Consider the following 20,301-nt stretch of genomic DNA (forward strand, 5'->3'; position numbering starts at 1 on the left):
GCCATGATTGAATACCCAGAGGGATTACCGGCGCCTCTTCGAGAGGGCTACGACTTCATGCCGGTGAGTCCCATAGCACGTACGCAACTGACAACCGGTCGGGCAATACAGCGTCGCAGATTCTCATCAGTTCCAACTGTGGCTTCGGTTTCCTGGATGTTTACAGATGCGCAGGCACAGCTTTTCGAAGGCTGGTTCGAGCATGTTCTGCTCTCTGGAAGCCTGTGGTTTCAGTGCCAGCTAAAAACGCCAATCGGCTTTGACGATTACCAGGCTCGCTTCACCGACATTTACAACGGGCCAACGCTTGTGGGTGTGAGCCTTTGGAGATTCACAGCCAACCTCGAATTGCTCAAACGGCCAGTTGTGGATGCTGCATGGGTACTGTTCGCGCCTGAGTACATCCTGCAATCAAACATCTTTGACGTCGCGATGAATAAGGAATGGCCGGAGGCATGAGCCTAACTCAACACAAAATCAAATTGCCTATCTGGCCAAGCATGCCTGGAGCTACAGCATGACAATTTTCGCCACATTCAACCCGATCGGCAGCACCCACCCGAAAGATCTTATTGATAACGCCCAAAATCTCGATTACCTAATTCTCGGCCCTGCGCCGGCGTATCCAGATCGGAGAAGCGTCAGCCGCCTATCCTGGGCTGGCATTGAGGCCGCGTTTGCTACGGCACAATCCCAGCGGGCTGCTGATTTCACCGCTGCCCAAAGTCAACGCGCCAATGATTTTACTGCTGCCCAAAGTCAGCGTGCCAATGACTTCACTGTCGCGCAGAATCAGCGGACCAGTGACTTTAATGCCGCACAGGCCCAGCGCGCTGCAGACTACGCAGCATCTGAGCAAAGTCGCGGATATGAAAACCCTGTTCCATACGCCGCGGGCATTGTACTGACCCGGGTTACGCAGCTGATCCAGTACAATTCGGAGCTGTACAAGGCGAAAGCCGGCACCCTGCCGTGGACCACGACCGGGATCTGGGCGACCGACTCGGTCAAATTGGTTTCCATCGGTGATGCGGCTCTTCGCCAGCAGCTTGCCATGACTGGCGGGGCGAGCCTGGTCAACTATTCCGAGCGCACGGTAAAAGACAAGCTTGATGAGCACCGCAGCCTATACGACTTCGTTGCAGCAAACGCTGGAAACGTTACGGTAGCCGTCACCGCAGCCGAGGCGTCCTCATCCGAATACATCGACCTGGCCGGCGGAACGTTTCAGGTGGCTTTACAAGGCGCCACGCTCACCAAAAAGTATTACGGCGGCACGCTGCTGGTGCTCAACCCTGCCGGTAATTACGGAAAGCTGAAGAACCAGGCGCCAGTAACCGATGTGCAGGTCGCTCACCCGCGGACAAAGTGTCCGGTCGTGGACTGGTCCGGCCTCAGCGCACTTTGGCTCGGTACGTCCATTCCTCACCAAGGGGTAGGGGTCGATGGATACCCTGAGCTTTTTGGTAAGACAATGGGGGTCGGCGTCACCAACATGGCGTGGTCAGGATCGCACGCCGGCTACGACGTTGGCGGTGACGCATTTGCCATCAGTACCATCGCCGCGCTGAGCATGACCGAGGACGACCGCCTCGCAGGCCTTGCAGCTTATGGCCCGAGCAGTGCCTACAGCGACACTTTTGACCTCATCACCAAGCCATCGCAGATGACTGCTGATTATCGAATCAGGCAGGCCTTCGGCAATACCCAACTCGGGTACGGCGTTGTGATTCTGGACCATGCGCACAACGACATGAATCGCGCGCTTGGCACGAAAACGCCTGAAACCCAAACGGTAACCGGCGTGACTGTCGGCGCCACAACCTCGATCACCCTGTCTGCAGTCGGTACGATTGCGGTGGGCGACGCGGTGACTTTGCGCGTCACGGGAATCCCAAAGTTGGACTATCTTTCCGGCCGCGTGCAGACGAAGAGCGGAAACACGATCACTCTGAGTTACAACAGCACAGGACACACTGGCACCTTCGCTTCCGGCACCGTGACTAAGCTGGACCGATCCACCATCATGGGGGCGTGGAGCTTCCTTGTGTCGTACATCCGGCACTCTTCGTTCATCGCCCAGGGGGTGTATCCGGTCATTATTACGGCGGGCGCCCCTAGCGAGTTCACGAACAACGAGCCGACGCCATCCATCTATTCGGTAGCAGAGAAAGTCCGTGAGTTCGCGGATACGCTGAGCCTCGGCTTCTTCGACATTGCGTATTTCATGGATGTGAAGAAAGGCGATCAGCTCCGGTATTTCCCTGATGGTGTGCACGCGACGACAACCGCCACTCGCCAGGTACTAACGAACTTTTGGGTCCAGTGGGCATCGGGCGGGGCTGCTCGCGTTATCAACCGTGATGCAGTGATTCAGCGCGCAGGTACAGCAGCGTTTCTCAAGAATCACGAACTGATCTACGACGAATACACGGATGGATTCAGCACCCCGTCGCTCGTCGAGGGCAAATCATCCCTTCTGCACTCTGACGACTTCTCGTCTGGAAGCCTGGCTGCATATACGACTGTCGGTGCGGTGTCTATCGTTGACGCGCCATGGGGGGCGGGTAAGTCGATGCGAGCGGTTCCGCCGCCGGGAACCGGGGTGTTCAACTACATCCAGAAGGCTCTTGCATTTAACTCTGCCATTGATGCGTCATTTGATTTCTATATGACGAATCTCGCCGGCGCAACCTCTGGCCTGATTAGTTTGTTTGACTTGGCGAACGGGGCGGGCCTGAGATACCTGCGAATTTCTTTGGTTGTCACTGCTTCAGGTGCGTTCCTGCGGGTTTCATATTTCAAGAACCCATCAGCCGACGTTGTAACCATGGAGACAAACACCAAGGTGACGATGGGGGTGAAGCATACAATCCGGGTCAAGGTCAGAAAGTCGGTAACCGGCTTGCCAAGCGGGATTCTGTTGTACCTAGATGGCGTATTAATTACGCAGCGAATTACCGTAGACAACTTCGGCCAGACCAACCCAGCTGTGTTCATCCTCGGGGCGGTCGATAACACGACAGGGGTTACTCAAAACCTGTACTACGGGCCAATCTCATTCAGCACAGCGGCGATCTTGGATACCACCGTCAGGGCGTCTGGAAGTTTCACCACCAACGACGGGAAAACTGTCACGGTGGCCAACGGAATTATCACCTCAATCGTTTAATTGACACGAAAGGCCCGCGATCGTGCGGGCTTTCTTTCGTCGGGAGAAAACATGCCAATCACATCACAGCAACTCTTGCAGATCCTCCCAATGGCCGGTAAAAACGCCGGCGTTTTCGCGTCAGCCCTTGGCTTGGCCATGGATCAGTTCAAGATCAATACACGGCTGCGGATGGCTGCCTTCATTGCGCAAGTTGGGCATGAGTCTGGCCAGTTCAACTACGTGCGCGAACTGGGCGGCGACCAGTACCTGAGCAGGTACGACACCGGCCAGCTAGCTGCTCGCCTTGGCAATACGCCCGAGGCCGACGGTGACGGGCAGAAGTGCCGCGGGCGAGGCCTGATCCAAATCACCGGTCACGACAACTATCAGGCATGTAGTAAAGCCCTGTTCGGCGACGACCGACTGTTGCGCTCGCCTGGGTTGCTCGAGGATGCCGAATGGGCATGCAAGTCGGCAGCTTGGTTCTGGCATTCGCGCAACCTGAACGCCCTGGACGCTCGTGAATTCAATCAAATCACGCGACGAATCAATGGCGGTTTGAATGGCTTGGCCGAGCGTCTGGCCTTCTATAAGTCGGCGCTTAGGGTGCTGGTCTGATCGTAGATATATAATGGAAGGGGATTAGTCGGCCAGTACATCCAAGATGGGGAGCCCGAAGGCTCCATTTTCAGGAGTGAAGCTTACAGCGAGCCGTTTAGGTATCCACCTAAGAGAATTACGGCGACGACTCCGAAGACAGCGGCCAGAAGCCACAAGCTGTCCTTTATCGAAAGCGGTTCCGGAGGATCGTTGAACATTGGATCGGGATAAAACGATTCGTCTTTTTTGTCTTCCATATAATGTTCCTAACTAGCGTGGTGATCGCTTTAATTTTCCCGGGCGTCTCAATGGAGGTCCGGAATTTTGTTCGCAAGTTTTGCACTGTCACGTAACGAAGAATCGTATTTTTTAAGCGAAAATGCATGCAGTTTTTTTGCAAATACTGACCCTGCTTTTATGCTGTTGCGCTCTATCAGGACCCAAGAAGCGTAACCCAATATACAGCACAGCGTAATTGCGAAAATCTGGTTGAATACAATCCCTTGCTCAGGAAAATACTTCACTAACAACTGTTGAATAGGGAATCCCCAAAGGTATATTCCGTAAGAAATATCTGCTTTAGTTTTAAGTTTTATTATAGTGGTAAGGCTTGAAAGGTAGAGTATTGTAATGAATACGCCTGAGTACAAGACATATTGGGCTGCCGGGGATTTGCTCAAAAAGTAAAATAGAATCCAAAGGCCTGAAACACCGTAGATATTGATGTGTATATGGTCTTTGAATAAGGCGAGCATTGATCCAGCTGCGAAGCACGGAGCTAGCATGATGGCTAGCTTGGTCGTCGGCAAAAAACTGAGTTGATATTGTTCAGGCAAGAATGGGTTGACTGCAATAGTCAGGAATATTGAGAAGGCCACCCACTTATACCTCGAGCCTCCAATCATGAAGAGGGCGAGCAGAACGGCGTAGGCTGCTACTTCATAGGATATCGTCCAAAGAGAGCCATTAACTGCTGCTTTGAAGTGGTTTGTTTCAAATACGCCTGGAAGTGGGAACGTGGCGGTAAGTAGTATGTTTTTTGTTACATAGCTATACGTGCCTGACTCTCGAAAGTATTGATCGACTGGCAGAGTGCTGATAATTGGTCCTAATATTATCGCAGATACTACGGTCGTAAATATAAGTGCAGGCCATATTCGAAAGGACCTAGCAACAATAAAATCTATTGGGGATCGCTTTGTAATCAAACTGTTTGTGACAACTAATCCGCTGAGAAAGAAGAATATGTTGACCGCCAGTGAGCCTGAGTAGTCGTAGCCTAAAAGGCTGGCAATAAAATCTTTCTCACCACCGTGCGGAACTAGAGCGTAGGCGTGTCCGTAAATAACCATACATGCTGCAACTACACGAAAAATATCAAGATTATTATTTTCCCTGCTCAATAATGTAGCGAGCTTCATCCTGCATCGTCCTAAAATCAATGTTGCTGATAGAAAATTTGCGAAATTGCCGTACATCCCATGCCCGTCATCGAGCGGGCTTTTTTTCGTCTGGAGAAATTATGCCTGTAACCGAAAAAGATCGCGACGTTCTTGCCAGGACTATATGGGGCGAAGCTCGTGGCGAAGAGATCCTTGGCCAGATCGCTGTAGGCTGGACCATCCGTAACCGCGTGTTCGACGGCAACTCTAAGTCATGGTGGGGGGAGGGCTACGCCGGCGTGTGCCAGGCCAAGTACCAGTTCAGTTGCTGGAACAGAAACGACCCGAATTACCCATACCTAAGCGGCGTGAAACAGATCCCGTTCCGTGAGTTGGCGCAGGCGCGGATCGCGGCTGACCAGGTGATTGATGGGAAGTCGCCGGATCTCACCGGTGGGGCCACTCACTACTACGCAGCCAGCATGAAGACGCCCCCGGCCTGGGCCGCGAAGGCGAAGCAGACTCTGAAACTGGGTGGGCACATCTTCTTCCGGGACGTGCCATGACCCCCGTGGCGTGGAAGGTGGTCGCCGCGCTGGCGCTGATTCTGCTCGGCGTCGCCAGTGCCTGGCAGGCTCAGGGCTGGCGCTACGGCGCGCAGCTCGCCGAACAGTCGCGGTTGCACACTGACACCCTCAATCAGCTGGCCATGGTCGGCACCGCTGCGCAGAGGGCCGAGCAGGACAAGCGCCTGCTGCTCGAGCAGCGCCTTGCGGCCAGCGACCAATCCCACCACGAGACTTTGACCAATGTTCAAAAAGACCAGGCGCGCCTGCGTGATCGCCTTGCCACTGCTGATCTGCGGCTGTCAGTCCTCCTTGCCGAGGGGGCAGCCGGTGGCTGTTCAATGCCTGCCACCGCCGGCGCCGGCGGCGTGGTTCATGGCGCCATACGAGCCGAACTTGACCCAGCGCATGCTCAACGAATTGTCGCCATCACCGATGAAGGCGACCGGGGATTGATCGCGTTGGCTGCGTGCCAAGCCTACGTGTCGGAATTGACTCGCCGGCCTTGAAAAGAGGACGCGTGCGGATTCTCACCTTTGAGAGTTCGGATTTGGGTGCTCAGTTCGCTGATGTGCCTGTCTTTGGCCATCAGCTCACAGTTGCTCTTGATTTCGATATCACTGGCACGTCGGTTCGCACCAGTTGCCTCTGCCGTAGCGGCTGCGAGCTGGGCCCGGAGCGAGTCACGCTCCTTGGCAGCTTCGGCGTGCATTTCGACCAGGGTGAAGATTTTCCCTCGCGCCTCGCGCAGTTGTAGGTTCAGCTCTTCGAATTCGTTTTCGTACATCCGCAGCTGGTGCCGGCAGGTTTCGAGCGGGGTAGGGCTGCCGAGCCAGTCATCGGTGTCTTCGATTTCAAGCGAGTCCATGGGAGGGCCTTCTAAGTACTGTTTTTTTATACAGTAATCGAGACGCGTGCTTTTCGCGAGGGTGATGCGACGAGACGGTGGGTTTATGGATGGTATACGTCGGTAGGACACCGGGGGAGGATGGGCGCATCTCGTACCAGTTTCTGTACCAATTGATGTTCCCTTGAGGGCTTGTAAGGGGTCTCAACGAGCGCTGAAACCCCCTATTTAGCGCCTTTTGAATACGCCAGCTAATCCGCACACATAGAATTATGGCTAATTACGTCACGGTTCTTGCCAGCCCTCGACAGTGCCACTCTTGCTATCAAATTGCACGTACCCTTCGCCCGAATCTCCGTACTCCCAACTGGTGAAGGCGACATTCGATCTGACCTTTGTCGGGCTGCCAAGTAACCTTTCTACGTCTGCCTCCGATAGCCCCTTTTGAATCCTTCGCCAGTTCTCTTTGCCTGGTGGAATGGAGGGAGCAGCATTTCTCTGCCGCAGTTGATCCTCAAGTGTGGCTACGCGACGCTCCAGGGTGCGAACGGTTTCCTCAAGCTTATCCACTCGAGATTCGGCGGTCGACTGCGCAACGACCTGTCCGCAGGACGCGACGAGAAAGAAGGAAAGTACGAAAAGATGACGATGTGTAATCACTTGGTTCTCCCCTTGTATGGCTGTCCAATTGTAGTCAATCGGGCGTCATCATTACCGCAAGCGTCATTTTGATGAATTCCTCGTTGCGGTCGATTGCGACCAGGGCGCCACGAACGTTCTCGGCGATTTCGGTACCGCCGTGTTTCTCGACCCATTCTGTCAATTCCATGATCGCGGCCTCGAGTGCGAGTTGGTTTTCGTTGATCTTGAACAGCAGGGAAGGGAGCAGGTCGGAATGTGGCATCGCGGATCCTCGGTAATGAGGTCAGCGTAGCATTCCTTTGGATGGGTGGTTTCGTTCGGCAGGATGCCAGAGAAGGGGAACTACTGTAGGAATATACAACGCTAAGTTATTGATTCTTATAGGGCGATATGCTGGTTTTACGTGCGCTAAAAAACACCAGTTTTATCTTATAGATCAACCGGTTATGATAGCCTCACGGTCACCTTGACATGGTGGGGGTCGTTGGTTCGAGTCCAATCGCGCCTACCAAACAAAATCCGCTCTGCTGGGCGGTCTGGAAGGGCCCACCGAAAGGTGGGCCCTTTTTTGTTGTCTGGCGTTTGGTGCTCGTACAGAAGCCCCATGCGCAGTGTAGTCAACGCAGGAAATGCAAATGAGCGATGAGATCGATATTCCCGAGCATGAGCATGACCACCTGCTCGATCTTGAATTCCACGATATGGAGTCATTCGTCGAAGCGGATGCTCAGGGGATTCTTGATGAAGAAGACGAAGTAGATGATGACGTCGATTATCTCGATCAGTTCGATCAAGAGGATTGAGGCGCCAATATCAAAGGCTTGAGGAGGCGTGCGTTACCCGGAGTACCGGTCCATTGATCAATGGATGTCGGGTTGCGCTTCCGAATGAAAACCAATTCGATTTGAAATTGAACTGTCAGCGCCCAATTGCATCCAACCAGAACATGTCCATGTGTTTCGCTGATTTTTGAGCGGGAGTGCGTTGAATGGGGAGGCGAGCGATGATCAAGTTCTTTGCGGCGTATCTGACCGTTTGCCTTCTGCTTCAGTGGACGGTGGTGGAGGCGTCCTCGTGGATTGCATCCCATGTGCTTCTCAGGTGGATCCTCTAGCCAGGCCCTGAAGTTTGAATGCCGCCGTCACATCGCCATTCGAGCGTAGAATGAAAGGCGCTATCTAATTCAGAGGAGTCGATCATGATCTCCGACCCAGCGAACAAGCCATCGTCCGGCAGTCAAACCGTTTGGGATCAGTACTTTTGCGCCGCGCTGATTGCCGAAAGCAATCTGACCGCACCCGTCGTCGGTGGTGCTACCCATGAAGACAGGCAGAATCTGTTGATCGAGAGGGCCAGGACCCTCGCCGACAAAATGATGGAAAACAGAAAGTGAACAGAGCCCAGCCATTGCGCTGGGCTCTGTGCATCTGGCTCTGTTGATCCCTGTCTCAGGCAATCAGCTCGACCTTGCCGGTTGCCAGGCGATAAACCCCTCCCACTATTTTCAACTTGCCACTGCCGAGCGCGTCGGTCAGCAGTGGGGTGGCTTGCTTGAGGCGTTCGACCGAGTTTTTTACATTCTGCGCGGTGGCGTTCGCCACCAAGTCCCCTGGCTGTTTAATCACTTGCTCGATTGACGACTTGAGAGCATCCGTCAGTTTCGGGATTTGCCCGGGGAAGACCGTATGATCCTTGACGGCTTTGATACCGGCCTCGATGGCGCCACAGCTCTCATGCCCCAGGACCAGAATCAGCGGTGCGCCGAGCACCGCGACCCCATATTCGAGGCTCGCCAGGCCTTCGTCCGTGACGAAGTTGCCGGCGACGCGGACGGCGAAGAGGTCGCCCCGTGCGGTGTCGAACGCATACTCAGGGGCGATGCGTGAATCAGAGCAGCTCAGGACCGCCACGAACGGGTTTTGACCGGAGACCAGGGCCTCACGTTCGTCCTTGAAGTCGTGGGTTTCCGAGTTGCCGCTGACATAGCGTTCATTGCCTGCCATCAGTCTTTTCAGTGCCTCGTCGGGGCTGATGACGTTTTTCGGCTTAGGGGGCGTCGAGGTTTTTTCGGCTGCCTGAAGGATTTGATCGGGCAGTGTGCCGGCGAGTAAAAGCGCACCGGCTCCTAATCCGGCAAGACGAAGAAAACGACGACGCTCATTGTTGTTTGAAGCAGAGTTTGAATCACATGATTTACACATGATTTTATTCACTCGGTTCAATTCGGTGGGAAGGACTGCGATTGGGGGTCGTGCATTTGCAAGAACATGTTGCACTGGCGTAGTGGAGTCTAGTTGGTCCCTTAAATGTCATGTCTTATCCGACCTGTGGAATAGGCCGTCTGAGTCGAATCCACGCAGTTGCTGATCATGGGCGAATGCAATACAGCGATTGATGAGCTACTACTGACAGGCTTGATCAATTTGGCTCTTACAGGAGTTTCCCGATGCTGGCTCACTGGCTACTTGCGGCGCTTCACCTATTGGCGTTCGGCCTGGGATTCTGGGCGGTGCTCACGCGTGGTACGAGTTTTCGGCGTTTGGCAAAAGGCGTGGGGGAGGCTCGCAGCGTGTTGATCGCGGATAACCTCTGGGGAATTTCCGCGCTCATTCTGCTGGTGACCGGAGGCATGCGTGCTTTCGGCGGGTACGAAAAGGGCGCAGAGTATTACCTGCATCAGCCGTTGTTCCACCTCAAGATGACGCTTTTCGTCCTGATTTTTCTGCTTGAAGTGGCGCCGATGCTGACGTTGATCAAATGGCGGGTGGCGCTGGCCCGCGGTGCGGACATCAACACCGGTCGCGCTACGCTGTTTGCGCGGATCAGCCATCTTGAAGGGGGGCTGATGTTGCTGATGGTTGTCGCGGCCAGTGGCATGGCGCGCGGCATTACGTTTGGCTAGCCGTTGCGATCAGGCGCCTGTGTTTGCGGTGGAGGGATGAAGCAGGAAAGGGGGCGTTGGCACTTGAATCTTTAGCCAGCCGTCGGTGCAGGGCTACCGGGCTGGCTACTGACTGCATCAGGGCTCAAGGAGTCGGCGGTTTCGCCGGAGCGGTCAGGCCAGCCTGAATGCGCTGATAGATCTCTTCGCGATGCACCGCAACGTCCTTCGGAGCGTTGATGCCAATCCTGACTTGCTGACCGCTTACGCCGAGGATGGTGATCGTAATGTCATCACCAATATTTATGCTTTCACCGACTTTGCGGGTGAGTATCAGCATGGTCTTCTCCTTAATTGCTTCGTGGGGCACCTGATTCGGACAGTGCAGAAGTCGGTGGTATGTATAGATTAGTGCGAAGTCTCACGGTTTGGGTGCCTCTTTCTGACGCGCAGATACAGCATTAATTCCCAAGGCGTAACTATACAGAGGCCGCATCCATGATTCTCGTTGTTTTGTGGCCATTTTGCGGCACTCGGGAAGTATTCATGAGTGTTAAAATCCGCTCTTTAAGCCTTCTGGGGGAAACGCTGTGCGCAAATGGGTCTTGGTAATGGCGGTACTGGCGCTGGCGGGATGTGGTGACGACAAACGTGCCGAGGCACCCAAGCCTGCACCGGCCACGCAGGTCGGACCTGCGCAGTCCTCTGGACCGCAATGGGATCTGGAAGTGCGTGGAGAAACGCCGCAGGCCGTCAGCGATCTCAGTGGCTGGTTGATCGAGCACCAGTTCATGTCCAATGTCATCAGGGAGGCCAATGGCAACACCCGAATTCTGATGGGCCCCTACGCTTCGAAAGCTGAAGCGGATGCCAAGAAGGACGAGGTGAACGCAGCGCTGGTCCGGGCGAAGAAGCAGAACATTGAGGTGCTGGTTCTCGAGCGTCCTGCGGGCCAGTAAGGCATTGATTGCAACGCACAGGCAATTGGAGCGAAAAGGCCTCGGAGATCAATCCGAGGCCTTTTGTTTTGCGGCGACGATCAGCCGCAGGCTTTCATATCGATGGGGCCGACAAACTCATTGCCGCGTCCCATAACGCACGCCACGCTCTGGTTGCGTTGGCGCTCCCAGGCCTGAACCGGGTAGGTCTTGTCCCAGGCTTCATACAGTTGTCGATCCTGTTTCGACAGACGCAAACCGTACTGTTTACTCATGTAGAAATAGGTTCTGGCGATCATGCCGCGAACGGACGGGCGCGGCATGACCTTCTTCGCCTTGAAGTCGATTTGCGTCAGGCATGAGCCATATTGACCCGATTGCTCCGGCAGCCAGCCGAAGCTGAAGTTGCTGCGATCGCCATTGACCTCGCCGATGCTCGGCACCAGGTTGTGCAGGTCGGCCTCAGCCTTCTGATAGACCGAATCGTAGCGTGTGCAGTTCTTGCGCCCGCCTTCCTGCCAGCACTGGCGTTGATGGCCGATCTGCCACGCCGGGACAATGTGTTCCCACTCGATGCGCGCCGCGCGCTTGGCATTCTTGCGCGGTACATAACCGCAGGCCGCGAGGTTCACTTTGTTGCCCGTGTATTTGCAGCCGCAATAAAACTCGGTGGATTGAGGCGCATACAGTTTCCAGGCGACTTTCTTGGCTTCGGTGAACGTGCGTGGCGCGTCGGCATGGGCGCCCATGGCGAACAACAGAAGCAGAAAACTTAAACAACGGACACTCATTAACTCAATCTTCCTTCGGCACTACCCAGAAAACCTGCACGCCGCCATCGTCGCGGTAGGCGAGGGTGACATTGTCGTTTTCATCGATTTCTTCGAGCAACCGCTCCCATTCATCCACCGGCTCGTCCGGCAGGCGGAATATCAGCGCGGCCTTGGCTTTTTGAGCGGTGGGGGAGTTGATGATTTTCTGAACGCGCAGGCCCATGCGGACGTAGGCATCGGCTGAAGCGGAAATGGAGTCCATCGAATTATCCTTATTAAGCTGTACGTGCATACAGTATTTAACTGTCAGCAATTTCGCAACTGCTTAAAAATCAAGAAAATCCTCTGACAGCGACTTTTCCCGTTTGATGCAGGGCAAGGCGTTTTTGGCGGAAGGGCGCCACTCGCTAAAACGAGCGAGTGGCGAAAGGGATGCCCGAACGCAATCGTTCGGGCGAGGATGAATCAGTATTCCCAGAACATCCGCTGCAGTTCTTTGCTGTCGTTGGTCTTGGTCAGGGCGACCATGGCCAGGATGCGGGCTTTTTGTGGGTTCAGGTCATGCGCCACGACCCAGTCGTATTTGTCGTCCGGTTGTTCGGCGTTACGCAATACGAAACCGCCTGCGTTGACGTGGGAGGAGCGGATGATTTGCACGCCGTCCTTGCGCAGGGCCTGCAAGCTCGGCACCACGCGCGAAGAGACCGAGCCATTGCCGGTGCCTGCGTGGATGATGGCTTTGGCGCCTGACTGAGCCAGTGCCTTGTAAGCGGTGTCGCTGACGTTGCCGTAGGAGTAGGCAATTTCCACATCCGGCAGGCTCTTGATGGTCTTGATGTCGAACTCCGAGTCCATGGTGTGACGCTTGGCTGGCAAGCGGAACCAGTAGGATTTGCCTTCAACCACCATTCCCAGCGGACCCCAGGCACTTTTGAAGGCCTCGGTCTTGATGTTGACCATCTTGCTGACATCGCGACCCGACTGGATTTCATCGTTCATGGTCACCAGCACGCCTTTGCCGCGTGCCTCCTTGCTGCTGGCCACGGCGACGGCGTTGTACAGGTTGAGCATGCCGTCAGCCGACATGGCCGTGCCCGGGCGCATGGAGCCCACAACGATGATCGGCTTGTCGGTTTTTTCCACCAGGTTCAGGAAGTAGGCGGTTTCTTCCAGGGTGTCGGTGCCGTGGGTAATCACGATGCCATCGACGTCATCGCTGTCGGCCAGTTCCGCGACGCGGCGGCCCAGTTGCAGCAGGTTTTCATTGGTGATGCTTTCGGAGGCGATCTGCATCACCTGTTCGCCGCGAACATTGGCCAGTTGGCCGAGTTCCGGGACGCCAGCAATCAACTTCTCGACTCCGACTTTTGCCGCTTGATAGGTCGCGCTGTTGGCGGTACTTGCACCCGCACCGGCAATGGTGCCGCCGGTGGCCAGGATGACGACGTTCGCCAGTTTCTGTTGGGTTTCCACTTCTTTTGCCTGAGAGGCAGTCGGCAGGAGTAGCAGGAGGGCCAAGGCGCCCGGAAGAATGGTCTTGAAAGCAGATGTCATTATTTTTCTCTCTAGGGGTGACGGTGCGTGTGCAGGTTCATCTAGATGCGCCCAAGCGAATCTGAACGATTGGGGCACTGGTGACGAGCAGGATCTGTACCAGTCACGTTTTACGTGGAGAAAAACGTTTAATTTGTTGATTTGTTTAGCTATTTAAGCGATCAGCAAGCACACCGTCTTGAAGCGGGCGTCCGGGTTTCCGACCGTTTGGCGCCTGACCGTTCGGCACACCGAAAAGGTTCGCTTGAAACAAATCGTTCCGGTGGATTGAAGGCTGAAACTAAAGAAAGCTGCGTACCGGCCGATTTGTTCTCTGAGGAATGTTTTTTTCAGGGAGTTCTTATGTCGTTGACTGTCGGTTTTCCAAGCGCATCTGTCATCAATATCGGCGGTAAACCCCCGGCGACTGCCGAGACGTTGAATGAAGCAGCGGCTGACACAGCAGGGCAGCGGTTGGGCCTTGAAGACGGGGAGAAGAAGGCGGTCAGCCTTGGTGACGTCCGAGATTCCGAAGTTGAAAGCGGAGGCAATCAAAGTGTTGCCGTAAAGGAGTTGCTCAAGCGCCTGCAGGAACTGCAGCAGCAACTGCGCGAACAGCAACAGCAACTGGCGGCCACGCAAGCGGCCGAGTTCCCGACCCCGGAAGCCAAGGCTGCAGCGGTCATGGCGATCCAGAGTCAGATTGCCGATACCGCGGCGGCGATGATGCAAGTCACTGCGGCGCTGGCCAAAGAGATGACCAAAGCCGCCAGCACGGGCAGCGTGATCAGCACGACTGCGTGAAAAAACAGACGGTGTCTCTTATGGAGCAACACTGCGAAAGGTACTTTCCGGTCGTTGACAAATTTTGACAAGATTCGCATAGTTCGGTCTACGCAAACGTTTGCGAGATGTTTCCGGTAGATAAAACCTGCCGGTGTACGCCTACGCAACTAACGTCAGCGCAAGCGTTGCTCACAATAATCATAAGACCGGAGTGAACCCATGAAGCTGCCATTCGCTGGACGTCTTCTCGCTGTCGCTATGCTGGCCGGCACATTTGCCGCGCTGCCTGTCTCGTCCGCTTTCGCCCAATCTCCAGAGAAACCCAAAGTGGCGCTGGTCATGAAATCCCTGGCCAACGAGTTCTTCCTGACCATGGAAGATGGTGCCAAGGCTTATCAGAAAGACCACTCCGGCGAATTCGAGCTGATTTCCAACGGCATCAAGGACGAAACGGACACCGCCAACCAGATCCGTATCGTCGAGCAAATGATCGTTTCCAAGGTCGATGCCCTGGTCATCGCGCCCGCTGATTCCAAGGCCATGGTGCCGGTGATCAAGAAAGCCGTGGATGCTGGCATCACCGTGATCAATATCGACAACCAGCTCGATCCGGTCGTGCTCAAAAGCAAAAACATCAGCGTTCCGTTCGTAGGCCCGGACAACCGCAAAGGGGCGCGGCTGGTGGGCGATTACCTGGCCAAGCAGCTCAAGGCCGGTGACGAAGTGGGCATCATCGAAGGCGTGTCCACCACCACCAACGCCCAGGCGCGTACAGCAGGCTTCAAGGATGCGATGGAAGTCGCGCAGATCAAGGTGGTGTCTGTGCAGTCCGGCGACTGGGAAATAAACAAGGGCAATCAGGTGGCGTCCGCCATGCTCAGCGAATATCCGCAGATCAAGGCTCTGCTGGCGGGTAACGACAGCATGGCGGTGGGTGTGGTGTCCGCGGTGCGCGCCGCTGGCAAGGCGGGCAAGGTGCAAGTGGTCGGTTACGACAACATCAACGCCATCAAGCCTATGCTCAAGGACGGTCGTGTGCTGGCCACCGCCGACCAGTTCGCTGCCAAACAAGCGGTATTCGGCATCGAGACAGCGCTGAAAATCATCAAGGGCGAAAAAGTCGACAGCGCCAACGGCGTGATCGAAACGCCGGTAGAGCTGGTTACCCAGTAATCTGGCGCCCAACGGCGCTCGCCCGTCCGGGCGAGCGCATGGAGATTTTTTATGTCCGTTCGCGCATCGAACGCTGTCCTCTCGGTCAGCGGTATCGGCAAGACCTACGCCCAACCGGTCCTGACCGGCATCGACCTGACGCTCATGCGCGGTGAAGTGCTGGCGCTGACCGGTGAGAACGGCGCCGGCAAAAGCACGCTGTCGAAGATCATCGGCGGGCTGGTCACGCCAACCACCGGCCAGATGCAGTTTCAGGGGCAGGATTATCGCCCTGGCAGCCGTACCCAGGCTGAAGATCTGGGCATCCGCATGGTCATGCAGGAACTCAATCTGTTGCCGACCCTGTCGGTGGCGGAAAACCTGTTTCTCGACAACTTGCCCAGCACAGGTGGCTGGATCAGTCGCAAGCAATTGCGCAAGGCGGCAATCGAAGCCATGACTCAGGTCGGGCTCGATGCCATCGACCCGGACACCCTGGTCGGCGATCTCGGCATCGGGCATCAGCAAATGGTCGAGATCGCTCGCAACCTGATCGGCGATTGCCACGTGCTGATCCTCGATGAACCGACCGCGATGCTCACCGCCCGGGAAGTCGAGATGCTGTTCGAGCAGATCACTCGCCTGCAAGCCCGTGGTGTGTCGATCATCTATATCTCCCATCGCCTCGAAGAACTGGCCCGGGTCGCCCAGCGCATTGCGGTACTGCGCGACGGCCATCTGGTGTGCGTCGAGCCGATGGCCAATTACAACAGCGAACAACTGGTCACCTTGATGGTGGGTCGCGAGCTTGGCGAGCACATCGACATGGGGCCGCGTGATATCGGCGCTCCGGCATTGACGGTCAAGGGCCTGACCCGCGCCGACAAGGTGCGTGACGTATCCTTTGAAGTGCGCGCCGGCGAGATTTTCGGCATTTCCGGCCTTATCGGGGCAGGGCGCACCGAGCTGCTGCGCCTGATCTTCGGTGCCGATATTGCTGATAGCGGCACGGTGGCGCTGGGTTCGCCGGCGCAGGTCGTCAGCATTCGCTCCCCGGTGGATGCGGTTGCCCATGGCATTGCCTTGATTACCGAAGACCGCAAGGGCGAAGGCTTGCTGTTGACGCAATCGATCGGCGCCAACATCGCGTTGGGCAATATGCCCGGCATTTCCAGCGGCGGGTTCGTCAACCAGGCGGATGAAGCGTCCCTGGCGCAGCGCCAGATCGATGCCATGCGCATCCGCAGCTCAGGTCCGGCGCAGTTGGTCAGCGAACTGTCCGGTGGTAATCAGCAGAAAGTGGTGATCGGTCGCTGGCTGGAGCGCGATTGTTCGGTGCTGCTGTTCGACGAACCGACCCGAGGTATCGATGTCGGGGCCAAATTCGACATTTACGCGCTGCTTGGCGAATTGACCCGCCAAGGCAAAGCGCTGGTGGTGGTGTCCAGCGACCTGCGCGAACTAATGCTGATCTGCGACCGCATCGGCGTGTTGTCGGCCGGGCGACTGATCGACACCTTCGAGCGCGACAGCTGGACCCAGGATGATTTGCTTGCCGCCGCATTTGCCGGCTACCAAAAACGTGATGCGCTGCTCAACGACGCAGCGCCTGGAAATCTTTCATGAAAACCGCATCTATAGCCGGCAAACGCAGCGGCAACTTTTATGGCCTCGGTACTTATCTGGGGCTGGCCGGTGCCTTGCTGGCGATGGTCGTGCTGTTCTCGATCCTGAGCAGTCACTTCCTGTCGTATGACACCTTCAGCACCCTGGCCAACCAGATCCCGGACCTGATGGTCCTGGCGGTGGGCATGACGTTCGTGTTGATCATCGGTGGTATCGACCTCTCCGTGGGTTCGGTGCTGGCGCTCGCTGCGTCGACGGTCAGCGTGGCGATTCTCGGCTGGGGCTGGAGTGTTTTGCCAGCGGCATTGCTCGGCATGGCAGCGGCTGCGCTGGCCGGTACCATCACCGGTTCGATCACCGTGGCGTGGCGCATACCCTCGTTCATCGTGTCCCTGGGTGTGCTGGAAATGGCCCGTGGCGTGGCGTATCAGATGACCGGTTCGCGTACCGCCTACATTGGCGATGCCTTCGCCTGGCTGTCCAACCCGATCGCCTTCGGCATCTCGCCATCGTTCATCATCGCCTTGCTGATCATTTTCATTGCCCAGGCCGTCTTGACCCGCACCGTGTTCGGTCGCTATCTGATCGGCATCGGCACCAATGAAGAAGCGGTGCGCCTGGCGGGTATCAATCCCAAGCCTTACAAGATCCTGGTGTTCAGCCTCATGGGCTTGCTGGCAGGGATCGCGGCGCTGTTCCAGATTTCGCGCCTGGAAGCGGCGGATCCGAATGCCGGTTCCGGCCTTGAACTGCAAGTGATCGCTGCGGTGGTGATCGGTGGCACCAGCCTCATGGGTGGACGCGGTTCGGTGATCAGCACCTTCTTCGGTGTGTTGATCATTTCCGTGCTGGCAGCGGGCCTGGCGCAGATCGGTGCCACCGAGCCAACCAAACGCATTATTACCGGCGCCGTGATTGTGGTCGCGGTGGTGCTCGATACATACCGCAGTCAACGCGCAAGCCGGCGGACCTGAATCATGGCAACGATCAAAGATGTAGCAGCCCTGGCGGGAATTTCCTACACCACGGTTTCCCATGTGGTGAACAAGACCCGGCCGGTCAGTGAAGAAGTGCGGATCAAGGTCGAGGCCGCCATCAAGACCCTCGACTACGTACCCAGTGCCGTAGCCCGCTCGCTCAAGGCCAAAACCACGGCGACCATCGGCTTGCTGGTGCCCAACAGCCTCAACCCGTACTTTGCCGAACTGGCCCGAGGTATCGAGGATTACTGCGAGCGCAATGGCTATTGCGTGATCCTCTGCAATTCCGACGACAACCCGGACAAGCAGCGCAGCTATTTGCGCGTGCTGCTGGAAAAGCGCATCGATGGGCTGATCGTTGCCTCGGCGGGCGGCGATAGCGGGTTGGCGCAGGGGCTGGCGGGTGTGCGGACGCCGATGGTGATCGTCGATCGCGGGTTGGACGGTGTCGATGCCGATCTGGTGCGGATCGATCACGAATACGGCGCCTATCTGGCGACCCGGCATCTGCTGGAGTTGGGCCATCGGGAGATCGCCACCATCAGCGGGCCGGCTACCACCAGTGTGGCGCAAATGCGTCTGGCCGGTTTTTGCCGGGCCATGAAAGACGCAGGGCTCGAAGTGCCTGCCGGGCGCATGCTGGAAAGCGACTTCACCAGCACCGGCGGTTACAGCGCAGCGGCGACATTGCTGGAGAACAACCCGCCCACTGCCATCTTCGCCGCCAACGACATGATCGGCATCGGCGTGCTGCGCGCCGCCGCCGAGCGCAACATTCGTGTGCCGACTGAGCTGTCGGTGATCGGCTTCGACGATATCCAGATGAGTCGCTATGTCTATCCGGCGTTGACCACCGTGGGGCAGTCGATCCTGCAGCTGGGCGAAATGGCCGCCGGTGTGTTGCTGCGCCGGATTGCCAAGCCGGACCTGAGCATCGAGCAGCGAATCGTGACCCCCAGCATCGTTGTACGTGAATCGACCGCGCCGCTGGCGGGTGTCTTCGATCAATACCGCTAAAACCGAACAATTGAGTAGTGATGAATGCCAGCAAAAGTAGTGGTGATAGGCAGTCTGAATATGGACCTGGTGACCCGGGCGCCGCGGCTGCCTCGGGGCGGTGAAACGCTGATCGGCCAATCGTTCGCCACGGTTTCCGGGGGCAAGGGCGCGAATCAGGCCGTGGCCGCCGCGCGACTGGGTGCACAGGTGTCGATGGTCGGTTGCGTGGGCAGCGATGCTTATGGCACGCAGCTTCGCGCGGCCCTGGTGGCCGAGCAGATCGATTGTCAGGCGGTCAGTACAGTGGAGGGTTCCTCGGGTGTGGCGCTGATTGTGGTCGACGACAACAGTCAGAACGCGATCGTGATTGTTGCCGGCGCCAACGGTGAGCTGACGCCGGCCCTGATTGGCTGCTTCGATTCAGTACTGCAGGCTGCCGATGTGATCATTTGCCAGCTGGAAGTTCCGGATGCCACGGTGGGCCATGCGCTCAAGCGCGGTCGGGAGCTGGGCAAGACGGTGATGCTCAATCCGGCACCGGCCAGTGGTGCTCTGCCGGCGCACTGGTACGCCAATATCGATTACCTGATTCCCAACGAGAGCGAAGCGTCGGCACTGAGCGGATTGCCGGTGGATTCTCGGGAAACGGCTGAAACCGCCGCGACACGCCTGATCGAGCTGGGCGCTGGCAAGGTGATCATTACCCTGGGGGCCCAAGGTGCGGTGTTGGCCGATGGTAGGGGTTTCGAGCATTTTCCTGCGCCGATCGTGAAAGCGGTCGACACCACGGCGGCCGGCGATACCTTCGTCGGTGGTTTTGCCGCCGCGCTGGCCAGCGGCAAAAGCGAAGCCGAGGCGATTCGTTTCGGGCAGGTTGCCGCGGCTATGTCGGTGACCCGTGCCGGCGCGCAACCCTCGATTCCAACCTTGTCTGAAGTGCAGGCTTTCAAAAACCCATGAAAAAGACTCCATTACTCAACATTGCACTGTCGCGGCTGATCGCCTCCCTGGGGCATGGCGACCAAGTGGTGATCGGCGATGCCGGACTGCCGGTGCCGCCCGGCGTCGAGCTGATTGATCTTGCCCTGACGCATGGCGTGCCGGATTTCATCAGTACCCTGAAGGTTGTGCTTAGCGAAATGCAGGTGGAAAGCCATGTCCTGGCCGAAGAAATCCTGCAGAAAAAGCCGACGGCCCTGGCGGCTCTGGATGAACTGAATGACGAAGGTGCGCTGGGTCAGCGCGAGTTGCTCAGTCATGAGCAATTCAAGGTGCTCAGCCGGCAGGCGAGGGCGATTGTGCGGACCGGCGAATGCCAGTCGTATTGCAATATCGTACTGGTCGCCGGGGTGACCTTCTGATGGGTTGTTGATTTCTACCTGCGCATCGAGTGGGCCAGGTACCTCGAGCCTGCAAAGTGCATCACTTGCTCTGGAGCCTGC

Annotated in this window: 25 protein-coding genes; 16 read left to right on the forward strand and 9 right to left on the reverse strand. The window is 56.7% G+C overall.

All coding sequences use genetic code 11. From position 1 onward, the window contains the following. Positions 1–3 precede the first annotated feature (3 nt). Genes DKY63_RS29710 through DKY63_RS29720 form a run of 3 tightly spaced genes read left to right on the forward strand, consistent with a single transcriptional unit; the run spans position 4 to position 3,772 of the window. Positions 4–459 (forward strand): hypothetical protein, encoded by a 456-nt coding sequence (locus tag DKY63_RS29710; protein ID WP_110967391.1) that lies wholly within the window; start codon positions 4–6, stop codon positions 457–459. A 58-nt stretch (positions 460–517) separates the two neighbouring features. After that, on the forward strand, positions 518–3,172 hold the full coding sequence (locus DKY63_RS29715; protein WP_110967392.1) for an SGNH/GDSL hydrolase family protein: 2,655 nt from the start codon (positions 518–520) through the stop codon (positions 3,170–3,172). Positions 3,173–3,223: 51 nt separating this feature from the next. Continuing rightward, positions 3,224–3,772 carry a glycoside hydrolase family 19 protein gene (locus DKY63_RS29720; RefSeq protein WP_110967393.1) on the forward strand — a complete coding sequence of 183 codons (549 nt, stop codon included), beginning with the start codon at positions 3,224–3,226 and terminating at the stop codon, positions 3,770–3,772. Between the two features lie 83 nt (positions 3,773–3,855). Here DKY63_RS29720 and DKY63_RS32260 read toward each other — a convergent pair whose 3' ends face one another. Both DKY63_RS32260 and DKY63_RS29725 read right to left on the reverse strand, forming a co-directional pair. Further along, complete coding sequence (locus DKY63_RS32260) at positions 3,856–4,011, reverse strand: hypothetical protein (protein ID WP_162634940.1); 156 nt, start codon at positions 4,009–4,011, stop codon at positions 3,856–3,858. A 48-nt stretch (positions 4,012–4,059) separates the two neighbouring features. After that, entirely contained in the window at positions 4,060–5,175 is a 1,116-nt protein-coding gene (locus tag DKY63_RS29725; protein WP_110967394.1) for an acyltransferase family protein, read from the reverse strand. Positions 5,176–5,276: 101 nt separating this feature from the next. On the opposite strand from DKY63_RS29725, the gene DKY63_RS29730 reads away from it, so the two are divergent. After that, on the forward strand, positions 5,277–5,702 hold the full coding sequence (locus DKY63_RS29730) for a cell wall hydrolase (protein ID WP_110967395.1): 426 nt from the start codon (positions 5,277–5,279) through the stop codon (positions 5,700–5,702). Then, entirely contained in the window at positions 5,699–6,211 is a 513-nt protein-coding gene (locus DKY63_RS29735; RefSeq protein ID WP_110967396.1) for a lysis system i-spanin subunit Rz, read from the forward strand. Before DKY63_RS29730 ends, DKY63_RS29735 begins: the two co-directional genes overlap by 4 nt. Here DKY63_RS29735 and DKY63_RS29740 read toward each other — a convergent pair. Both DKY63_RS29740 and DKY63_RS29745 read right to left on the reverse strand, forming a co-directional pair. Next, entirely contained in the window at positions 6,181–6,570 is a 390-nt protein-coding gene (locus DKY63_RS29740) for a hypothetical protein (RefSeq protein WP_110967397.1), read from the reverse strand. The two genes, DKY63_RS29735 and DKY63_RS29740, sit on opposite strands and share 31 nt — an antisense overlap. Positions 6,571–7,243: 673 nt before the next feature. Next, a complete protein-coding gene (locus DKY63_RS29745) occupies positions 7,244–7,453 on the reverse strand; it encodes a hypothetical protein (protein WP_110967398.1) in 210 nt (69 codons plus the stop codon). A gap of 373 nt (positions 7,454–7,826) precedes the next feature. On the opposite strand from DKY63_RS29745, the gene DKY63_RS32460 reads away from it, so the two are divergent. Together DKY63_RS32460 and DKY63_RS29750 are read left to right on the forward strand one after the other, a co-directional pair. Next, a complete protein-coding gene (locus tag DKY63_RS32460) occupies positions 7,827–7,994 on the forward strand; it encodes a hypothetical protein (RefSeq protein ID WP_204354273.1) in 168 nt (55 codons plus the stop codon). Between the two features lie 395 nt (positions 7,995–8,389). After that, complete coding sequence (locus tag DKY63_RS29750; RefSeq protein WP_110967399.1) at positions 8,390–8,584, forward strand: hypothetical protein; 195 nt, start codon at positions 8,390–8,392, stop codon at positions 8,582–8,584. A gap of 55 nt (positions 8,585–8,639) precedes the next feature. Here DKY63_RS29750 and DKY63_RS29755 read toward each other — a convergent pair whose 3' ends face one another. Beyond that, complete coding sequence (locus tag DKY63_RS29755; RefSeq protein ID WP_110967400.1) at positions 8,640–9,392, reverse strand: carbonic anhydrase; 753 nt, start codon at positions 9,390–9,392, stop codon at positions 8,640–8,642. 245 nt (positions 9,393–9,637) lie between these two features. Here DKY63_RS29755 and DKY63_RS29760 point away from each other — a divergent pair, with 245 nt between their 5' ends. After that, positions 9,638–10,093, forward strand: a complete 456-nt coding sequence (locus DKY63_RS29760) for a DUF2214 family protein (protein WP_110967401.1) — start codon at positions 9,638–9,640, stop codon at positions 10,091–10,093. 124 nt (positions 10,094–10,217) lie between these two features. Here the strand turns inward: DKY63_RS29760 and csrA are convergent, their stop codons facing one another. Beyond that, on the reverse strand, positions 10,218–10,412 hold the full coding sequence (gene csrA / locus DKY63_RS29765) for a carbon storage regulator CsrA (protein WP_077044507.1): 195 nt from the start codon (positions 10,410–10,412) through the stop codon (positions 10,218–10,220). Positions 10,413–10,662: 250 nt separating this feature from the next. Between csrA and DKY63_RS29770 the strand changes: the two genes are divergently transcribed. Continuing rightward, positions 10,663–11,031 (forward strand): SPOR domain-containing protein, encoded by a 369-nt coding sequence (locus DKY63_RS29770; protein ID WP_110967402.1) that lies wholly within the window; start codon positions 10,663–10,665, stop codon positions 11,029–11,031. Between the two features lie 80 nt (positions 11,032–11,111). On the opposite strand, the gene DKY63_RS29775 is transcribed toward DKY63_RS29770, so the two are convergent. The 3 genes from DKY63_RS29775 to DKY63_RS29785 form a co-directional block, all read right to left on the reverse strand. Next, positions 11,112–11,801, reverse strand: coding sequence for an endonuclease (locus tag DKY63_RS29775; protein WP_110967403.1), 690 nt, complete (start codon positions 11,799–11,801; stop codon positions 11,112–11,114). Positions 11,802–11,805: 4 nt separating this feature from the next. Beyond that, positions 11,806–12,045 carry a DUF1654 domain-containing protein gene (locus tag DKY63_RS29780; RefSeq protein WP_110967404.1) on the reverse strand — a complete coding sequence of 80 codons (240 nt, stop codon included), beginning with the start codon at positions 12,043–12,045 and terminating at the stop codon, positions 11,806–11,808. Between the two features lie 203 nt (positions 12,046–12,248). Then, positions 12,249–13,337 carry an asparaginase gene (locus DKY63_RS29785; protein WP_110967405.1) on the reverse strand — a complete coding sequence of 363 codons (1,089 nt, stop codon included), beginning with the start codon at positions 13,335–13,337 and terminating at the stop codon, positions 12,249–12,251. A 342-nt stretch (positions 13,338–13,679) separates the two neighbouring features. Between DKY63_RS29785 and DKY63_RS29790 the strand changes: the two genes are divergently transcribed. The 7 genes from DKY63_RS29790 (at position 13,680) to rbsD (ending at position 20,220) form a co-directional block, all read left to right on the forward strand. Continuing rightward, entirely contained in the window at positions 13,680–14,120 is a 441-nt protein-coding gene (locus tag DKY63_RS29790) for a hypothetical protein (RefSeq protein ID WP_110967406.1), read from the forward strand. Positions 14,121–14,321: 201 nt separating this feature from the next. Next, positions 14,322–15,275 (forward strand): sugar ABC transporter substrate-binding protein, encoded by a 954-nt coding sequence (locus tag DKY63_RS29795; protein WP_110967407.1) that lies wholly within the window; start codon positions 14,322–14,324, stop codon positions 15,273–15,275. 51 nt (positions 15,276–15,326) lie between these two features. Continuing rightward, complete coding sequence (locus DKY63_RS29800) at positions 15,327–16,880, forward strand: sugar ABC transporter ATP-binding protein (RefSeq protein WP_110967408.1); 1,554 nt, start codon at positions 15,327–15,329, stop codon at positions 16,878–16,880. Continuing rightward, positions 16,877–17,854 (forward strand): ABC transporter permease, encoded by a 978-nt coding sequence (locus DKY63_RS29805; protein WP_110967409.1) that lies wholly within the window; start codon positions 16,877–16,879, stop codon positions 17,852–17,854. Before DKY63_RS29800 ends, DKY63_RS29805 begins: the two co-directional genes overlap by 4 nt. Before the next feature lie 3 nt (positions 17,855–17,857). Next, positions 17,858–18,877, forward strand: a complete 1,020-nt coding sequence (locus DKY63_RS29810) for a LacI family DNA-binding transcriptional regulator (RefSeq protein ID WP_110967410.1) — start codon at positions 17,858–17,860, stop codon at positions 18,875–18,877. A gap of 24 nt (positions 18,878–18,901) precedes the next feature. Then, positions 18,902–19,819, forward strand: a complete 918-nt coding sequence (gene rbsK / locus DKY63_RS29815) for a ribokinase (RefSeq protein WP_110967411.1) — start codon at positions 18,902–18,904, stop codon at positions 19,817–19,819. Further along, positions 19,816–20,220 (forward strand): D-ribose pyranase, encoded by a 405-nt coding sequence (gene rbsD / locus DKY63_RS29820; protein WP_110967412.1) that lies wholly within the window; start codon positions 19,816–19,818, stop codon positions 20,218–20,220. The genes rbsK and rbsD overlap by 4 nt, the downstream gene beginning before the upstream one ends. Positions 20,221–20,301 lie beyond the last annotated feature (81 nt).

The organism is Pseudomonas putida (assembly GCF_003228315.1).
Classification (GTDB): domain Bacteria; phylum Pseudomonadota; class Gammaproteobacteria; order Pseudomonadales; family Pseudomonadaceae; genus Aquipseudomonas; species Aquipseudomonas putida_S.

Excerpts from the sequence above, each read along its gene's own strand:
- DKY63_RS32260 (WP_162634940.1), bottom strand. The coding sequence starts at position 4,011 with ATGGAAGACAAAAAAGACGAATCGTTTTATCCCGATCCAATGTTCAAC.
- DKY63_RS29785 (WP_110967405.1), bottom strand. The coding sequence starts at position 13,337 with ATGACATCTGCTTTCAAGACCATTCTTCCGGGCGCCTTGGCCCTCCTG.
- DKY63_RS29740 (WP_110967397.1), bottom strand. The coding sequence starts at position 6,570 with ATGGACTCGCTTGAAATCGAAGACACCGATGACTGGCTCGGCAGCCCT.
- DKY63_RS29715 (WP_110967392.1), top strand. The coding sequence starts at position 518 with ATGACAATTTTCGCCACATTCAACCCGATCGGCAGCACCCACCCGAAA.
- DKY63_RS29790 (WP_110967406.1), top strand. The coding sequence starts at position 13,680 with ATGTCGTTGACTGTCGGTTTTCCAAGCGCATCTGTCATCAATATCGGC.
- DKY63_RS29795 (WP_110967407.1), top strand. The coding sequence starts at position 14,322 with ATGAAGCTGCCATTCGCTGGACGTCTTCTCGCTGTCGCTATGCTGGCC.
- DKY63_RS29775 (WP_110967403.1), bottom strand. The coding sequence starts at position 11,801 with ATGAGTGTCCGTTGTTTAAGTTTTCTGCTTCTGTTGTTCGCCATGGGC.
- rbsD (WP_110967412.1), top strand. The coding sequence starts at position 19,816 with ATGAAAAAGACTCCATTACTCAACATTGCACTGTCGCGGCTGATCGCC.
- DKY63_RS29800 (WP_110967408.1), top strand. The coding sequence starts at position 15,327 with ATGTCCGTTCGCGCATCGAACGCTGTCCTCTCGGTCAGCGGTATCGGC.
- DKY63_RS29720 (WP_110967393.1), top strand. The coding sequence starts at position 3,224 with ATGCCAATCACATCACAGCAACTCTTGCAGATCCTCCCAATGGCCGGT.
- DKY63_RS29750 (WP_110967399.1), top strand. The coding sequence starts at position 8,390 with ATGATCTCCGACCCAGCGAACAAGCCATCGTCCGGCAGTCAAACCGTT.
- DKY63_RS29725 (WP_110967394.1), bottom strand. The coding sequence starts at position 5,175 with ATGAAGCTCGCTACATTATTGAGCAGGGAAAATAATAATCTTGATATT.
- DKY63_RS29710 (WP_110967391.1), top strand. The coding sequence starts at position 4 with ATGATTGAATACCCAGAGGGATTACCGGCGCCTCTTCGAGAGGGCTAC.
- DKY63_RS29805 (WP_110967409.1), top strand. The coding sequence starts at position 16,877 with ATGAAAACCGCATCTATAGCCGGCAAACGCAGCGGCAACTTTTATGGC.
- rbsK (WP_110967411.1), top strand. The coding sequence starts at position 18,902 with ATGCCAGCAAAAGTAGTGGTGATAGGCAGTCTGAATATGGACCTGGTG.
- DKY63_RS29755 (WP_110967400.1), bottom strand. The coding sequence starts at position 9,392 with ATGTGTAAATCATGTGATTCAAACTCTGCTTCAAACAACAATGAGCGT.
- DKY63_RS29735 (WP_110967396.1), top strand. The coding sequence starts at position 5,699 with ATGACCCCCGTGGCGTGGAAGGTGGTCGCCGCGCTGGCGCTGATTCTG.
- csrA (WP_077044507.1), bottom strand. The coding sequence starts at position 10,412 with ATGCTGATACTCACCCGCAAAGTCGGTGAAAGCATAAATATTGGTGAT.
- DKY63_RS32460 (WP_204354273.1), top strand. The coding sequence starts at position 7,827 with ATGAGCGATGAGATCGATATTCCCGAGCATGAGCATGACCACCTGCTC.
- DKY63_RS29810 (WP_110967410.1), top strand. The coding sequence starts at position 17,858 with ATGGCAACGATCAAAGATGTAGCAGCCCTGGCGGGAATTTCCTACACC.
- DKY63_RS29780 (WP_110967404.1), bottom strand. The coding sequence starts at position 12,045 with ATGGACTCCATTTCCGCTTCAGCCGATGCCTACGTCCGCATGGGCCTG.
- DKY63_RS29745 (WP_110967398.1), bottom strand. The coding sequence starts at position 7,453 with ATGCCACATTCCGACCTGCTCCCTTCCCTGCTGTTCAAGATCAACGAA.
- DKY63_RS29760 (WP_110967401.1), top strand. The coding sequence starts at position 9,638 with ATGCTGGCTCACTGGCTACTTGCGGCGCTTCACCTATTGGCGTTCGGC.
- DKY63_RS29730 (WP_110967395.1), top strand. The coding sequence starts at position 5,277 with ATGCCTGTAACCGAAAAAGATCGCGACGTTCTTGCCAGGACTATATGG.